Annotated in this window: 6 protein-coding genes; all 6 read right to left on the bottom strand. The window is 60.0% G+C overall.

Annotated elements, in window-relative coordinates; genetic code table 11:
- Positions 1 to 1,056: cytochrome c oxidase subunit II (gene coxB / locus VJR90_10815; GenBank protein ID HKV97963.1), on the bottom strand; the 1,056-nt coding region annotated here is incomplete at its 3' end.
- Positions 1,057 to 1,096: 40 nt separating this feature from the next.
- Positions 1,097 to 1,588, bottom strand: coding sequence for a DUF2244 domain-containing protein (locus tag VJR90_10820; protein HKV97964.1), 492 nt, complete (start codon positions 1,586 to 1,588; stop codon positions 1,097 to 1,099).
- A 402-nt stretch (positions 1,589 to 1,990) separates the two neighbouring features.
- Positions 1,991 to 2,389, bottom strand: coding sequence for a c-type cytochrome (locus VJR90_10825; protein HKV97965.1), 399 nt, complete (start codon positions 2,387 to 2,389; stop codon positions 1,991 to 1,993).
- The gene (locus tag VJR90_10830; protein ID HKV97966.1) at positions 2,386 to 2,718 is read right to left on the bottom strand and encodes a cytochrome c; all 333 of its coding nucleotides are present in this window, start codon (positions 2,716 to 2,718) and stop codon (positions 2,386 to 2,388) included. Before VJR90_10830 ends, VJR90_10825 begins: the two co-directional genes overlap by 4 nt.
- Positions 2,719 to 3,406: 688 nt before the next feature.
- Complete coding sequence (locus tag VJR90_10835) at positions 3,407 to 3,916, bottom strand: hemerythrin domain-containing protein (GenBank protein HKV97967.1); 510 nt, start codon at positions 3,914 to 3,916, stop codon at positions 3,407 to 3,409.
- Between the two features lie 730 nt (positions 3,917 to 4,646).
- Positions 4,647 to 5,835, bottom strand: a 1,189-nt coding sequence (locus VJR90_10840; GenBank protein ID HKV97968.1) for a bifunctional GNAT family N-acetyltransferase/ATP-binding protein, incomplete at its 5' end; no start/stop codon positions are given.

Raw genomic sequence — 5,835 nt, forward strand, 5'->3', positions numbered from 1 at the left:
AAACACCTGCTTGCCGCGCGCCATGGCGCTCGCAAAGGTCCAGGCATGTTCCGGTGCCGCGGCCGCCGGTTTGCTCACGGGCGCGGCAGCCGATGAACCGGGTACCGCGGCGGCGGGGCCGGGCGTGGACGGGGCCGTGCCGGTCGGTGCGGCCGCAGGCAGGGACGGCGTGACAAAATTCAGCTGCGGCGGCGCATATTGCACCGGGCTGCCGTAACTTTCGGGTTGCATCGTCTGCGGATTGACGTACACGCCGTTACTGGCGCGCATGGCCGTCAGCCATTTCTGGTAATCCGCCGGGCTTTCCGCCACCACCACGATGGGCATGAAGGCATGCCCGCGGCCACAGAGCTCGGTGCAGCCGCCTCGGTAGATGCCGGGTTGCTCAACCTCGATCCAGCCCTGATTCACGAAACCCGGTATTGCATCCATCTTGAAGGCGAAGTCCGGCACGTACCAGGAATGAATCACGTCGTTGCCCGTGATCAGCAGGCGGATTTTCTTGCCGGTGGGCACCACCATGGGATGGTCCACGTCGCGCAGATAATGCGGCACGCTGAACGGGCTGATTTTGGAATCCAGTGCGCGCGCGGCGTTGCTGTCGGTCGCGAGCATACTGAAATAGCTGAAGCCCTGCTGCAGATAATCGTACTGCCACTTCCACTGGTAGCCTTCGATCTTGATGGTGAGATCGGGATCGCTGGTATTGGTTTCCTTGACCAAGACCTTCGCGGCAGGAATCGCGAGCGCAATCAGGATGAGGAACGGGATGATGGTCCAAATGACTTCGAGCGCGGTGTTTTCGTGGAATTGCGCCGCCTTGTGGCCGCCGGCCTTGCGGTGCCAGATCATGGAGATGATGATCAAGCCGAACACCACGACGCCGATGCCCACGCACACCCAGAAGGCGTACATGTGCAGGTCGTAGACCTCGTGGCTCATGGGCGTGACGCCCACCGGCATGTTGAGATCCATGGCCAGAGCCGATCCGGAAAGCGTCGCCAGCGCGACCGCCAGCGCGATACACAGGACTTGCTTGGGATTTTTCTGAAACATGCGTTGGCGTCTCCTGCTGGAAACCAGAATTCTCACTCACTCAACTGCCGCCGATCCGCCCCACCGGACCGATGAGTTCGGCCAGCCTGCGTACCAGACTGCGGCGCTCCGCCTCCGTCAGGCAGCGGCCGATCTCACATTCCTCGCCGTGCGAGCGTATATAAAGCCGCGCCGGGTGCAGCCTGGCGCTTGAGTCGCGCACCACCAAATGTGCCCAATAACGGCTGAATTCCCGGTGCTCCAGGTGCCGGCCACCACCCTTGTCCACGACCACCTGCGCGCCGCCCACGGTGATGACTTCGCCGTAGTGTGCGTGGCGCCAGCATACCTGCAGGCATAGCCCCAGCACCAGCATTTCCAACAATGCAAACGCCAGCACCGGCCAGAACCCGTGCAGTGCGTACCACGAAGCCAGCGCCAAGGTCACGCCCGCGATGCTGGCGTAAAACAGCCACAGTCCTGTCGCACTGATAGAACAGTTCTGGACAATCACGATACGGTGCGTGGCGGCATCGGGGTTGACTGCCAGCATGCTCGCAACCACCTTATCAACTACCCGCTGGACCGTCGGCTCCGTGGCTTGCAGGCTCTGTGCGCCATCCTCCCGCGAGCCGGGGTACAACGGCGAAAAAACATGCGCGGCATGCTACTGCAAGCTTGTCATGGCCGCAACGCCAATGTCCTATTTTACTTAGATCCGCACGCAGTTGCGCATACCGAAACAAGTGAAAACCTGCATAAGCGTCTGAATGAAATAACAAAGCTCGCTGGTAACGTAGCTATATATTATAGACAAGCAGGTCTGGCTAATTCATCCGCAAACGCGCACCAGTCTTCACATTCTCGCAACAGCACAGTTGCCAAAATGTTTTGTGCGGATCCGCTCTCATGTTTCGATGCAGATCGGTCTCGAAGCCTCTTGCTTCACTAAGTTTCAAGGTCCGAATTCGGGACGCGGCAGCGTGTGCAGCGGCGTGGGCAGGCTGGCGATGTAGGCCGCGAGCGCCGCGATCTGGGCATTGGTCAGCGCTTTGGCCTGTGGGGCCATGATGACGTTCTGGCGCTGGCCGTCGCGGTACTCGGTGAGCGCCTGCACCAGGTAGTCGCGGTACTGGCCCGCGATGATCGGCGGCGGGTTGCCCGGCAGCGGCGTCGGATGGGCACCGTCGGCGCCGTGGCAGGCGGAGCAGGTATTCTTGAACTCCTGAGCGGCCCAGGCGAGCGTGGCGGGTGGGGCGGAGGTCGCAGCGCCGGCCGCCGGCGTATCGTCGGCCAGGGACGCGCCGGCGGCGAGGCCCAGGAGCAGAATCGCAACTGCAGTCAGGGATTTCATGGCTGAGCTCCGGGGCCGGGCTTGTAGGGTTTGCCCAGGCTGCTGAAATACGCGGCGATGTCTTCCATCTGCTGCAGCGTCAGCGACGAGGCCTGCGCATGCATGGTCTTGTGGCTGCGGGCGCCGCTCTTGTATTCCTCGAGCGCGTGCACGATGTAGGCCGCGTTCTGCCCGGCCAGCTTGGGCACGCGGTAGCTGGGATATACATTGGTGTAATCGGCGATGCCGTGGCAGCCGAGGCAAGTTTGCGAATCGACCTTGCCCTTGGCAGGGTCACCGGCGGCGTGGACAGCGACGTTCAAGCCGAATACCAGCACGATAAATACCATGACAGGGACACAGTAGCATCTCATACAAGACCTCCCGTGGTATATCGCAGCAGCAGGCCAGCCCCTCGCGGCGACGCACCTTAACGTATTAAATTTACCGGTGCAACACATCATCCGTCTCAACATTAAGTGCCCGCAGCAATTACGGCGCGCTGGCGCGCGTGGATTTACAAGCTCTTGGTCAAAAAAATCGGCAATACAAAATGCAAAATAAACCTGCGTGCAGTAACAGCGCGCATCACTGTCGTGCCTCACCACAGACAAATCCTGGCAAAACAATACATGTAGATGGATTGCCGAGTTAAATTTCTGATTGATGCGCGCGGCAACTTCCCTCAGGGCCATTCACATTTGAGTCTGCACACGCTTGCAGTGGCCGCTTAATTCAATGCGGATGGCTGAAGTATGCAAAGCACGCAAGAATCCAGGCAATTGTTGATTTTCATTACCATTTGACCTGCTGTATTCAACTGTACGGACCATCAAATTCGCGCAGAACCAAACACAGATCAACGAATGCCGGCAAAGCGCCTGGATCAGCCGATTTGGAAAGGGTGGGCTAATTCGCGATGGAACTCGACAACGCCGAGATGTTGCACCGGCACATGCACTAGGCGCCGCACACGTGCCGCCGCAGATGGAATGCTGCTGTCAGGTGGTCGGCGCGATTGGACAGGTTTGACGGTTGTCAGTAACGCACGCTGCCGACCATTGCTACATCCGCGGTGTGCTGCTGTTGCAACAGCAATTGCACCAGACCGGCACGCGCGTTATCCGGCAACGACTCACGCAATACCGCGAACATCGCTACTTCTTCACGTTGATAGTGATCACGCACTAGGTGCTTATAGGTCTTTTCCGCATCCAGCAATGCGATCAGCATGTCCGTGGTGACACCGTGTTGGCGTGCCATCGCCAGGCGCACGCTGGTCTTGCGCAATAGCTCTTCCAGACGCCGATGTTCGGTCATAAATGTGTCGCATGGCCACTTTCCGGGGAGCTGGTCTTTGAGACAGTACGGCAACAGGTAGCGTTCTTCGAGTTGAATGTGATACTGCAGGCGCCGGCGGTAATGTTCCAGCAACCGTGCGGCCCGTGCCCAAGCGCGTGACACCAGGGCTTCCTGGTGGCGCGCGAACAACTGCGCAAGTGCCACATGCTCATTTGCCAAAGTTGTGACCAGATCAGAACTGAACATATTAATCCTCACAAGCGGCCGTTGCGGTACACAACACCAGCCAGGATCATCAGCCCCATCCGCAACACCGCGTGCGGTTCCGTCGCTTGCCCATGCGCTTCCCTGCCGAGCCATCGCCAGGTACTCCATCAAGGGTTACTGCGGTGCCACATGGGTAAGCTGCATAAAGAATAGCCACAGAAGCGGGGCGCCGTCCAGCCTTGGGTGGCTTGACCCGGGCGGGGGCCGGAGCCTCCGTCCGGCGGGCCGGGAGCGTCGCAAACATTAGGCGGCAGCTGTGCGCGGGCCGTTTCGCGGATACGGTGTGCGGGAGAGTTACGCCCATGCGTTGTCCTGCAGGACGTCGCATGCCGGCCTGAAAGCGAGCTATTCTCCCGCTCGCGAGGGTGCTCGAGCGGATGTTTGAAGGTCTTTCCCTGGCCCAACAACGCGATCAGTGCCGTGGGCTGGACGCCGCAGCGCACTGCGGCGAGCCGCGCGATGATAATGTCAACCAATTCCTCGGCGCACCGGTGCTCGACCGCATACACCCACTTCGGTGTAGATACAAAAAGTCGTAGCCTGAAAAATAAAGTTGTATCCCAGCACCGGCTGTTAAATGCGTTATTGGCCGCCGACGCTGTGGGAATAATCGGGGCGCGGGGCAGCGAGCGAAGTAACACGCCACAAGGGGCATTTGCTCCTGTTCCTCCTCCCGGCAAACCGGATGATGTGGCAATCGAAGCCAGCCCTACGTGCGCGCGTACCGCTGGATATCCTCGGTAAATTCGCTGAGCATGTTTGGCGTCAACGTCGGGCGTATGTCGCCGATCGATTTCAAGCAGTCTTGCGTCGAAGCTACGCAACGCTGACCGGCATCCATGGTCCGCTCAAACGTGAGCTGGGCAACGGTGCGTGCGGTGTGCTCAATGTCGGCAGGAGTGAAGCCGTCGCTTGCCTCCACCAGCGCGTCGATGTCGATGCCATCTTCGGTAAGATAGAGCTGCCAGAGCGCCTTTCGTGCAGTAGTATCGGGTGTTCCAATCGGTAGGACGTAGTCGAATCGTCCATATCGCAGGAAGGCGGGGTCGAGCACGCGCACCGAGTTGGTCGCGCAGACGAGCAACCGGCCCGATCGTTCGCGAAAGCTCACCAACGATTTGAGGAGTTCATTGGCCACTGCGACCGACCCTGTACCCGGCCGCCGCACCGCCGCAATCTCCTCCACCTCATCAATGAACACCACGACATGTTCAAGTTCGGCTATGCGTTCGAATACCTCGTTCAGCCCGCTGGCAAGCCCGGCTTCAGAAGTCGCGATCCGGGATGGGAAAAGCTCGATGAACGGCCATCCGAGTCGACTTGCGACAGCACGCGCGAACGTCGTCTTGCCGGTGCCGGGCGGCCCGAACAGCACTACCGCGCTGGGTGGGTGCACGCCATGCTCGGCAGCGACCTCGGGGTGCGACAACGGCAGGACCAGTCGGCGTTCGACCAGTGTCTTCTCGGTGGTCATGCCCGCGATGCGCTCCCAGAGCCCATTCGGCAAGACTACCCCGCCGAGAGCCGTGAGTACGGTCGCCGAATGCGAAGAAATGGTCTCGGTCTTTTCGTAATAAGTTAACCCAGCACGCGAACGAAATCCCGAATTGACGAACGCGGCGCTGCCTGTTTCTCCCTTGGGTAATAGTGCGCTTATCCGGGAAACACCGGCGGTGAGCAGGCGATGCTCCAACGCAGTCAGCAAGGCACTGCCGAGCCCATGGTGACGCCACCTCGGTGACAAGGCAATACGCACTACCCAAGCGCGATCGACATCTACGCGGCTCACCGCTGCACCCACCAACTCCCCGCCAGCCATCGCCACAACGGCAGGATAGCTATCGACGCATTTGACAACGTCTGCGAGGCTAAAGACCGGGGGTTCGTCCGTCGTCTTC

This window comes from Gammaproteobacteria bacterium (assembly GCA_035279405.1).
In the GTDB taxonomy this organism is placed as follows: Bacteria; Pseudomonadota; Gammaproteobacteria; order Natronospirales; family REEB76; genus REEB76.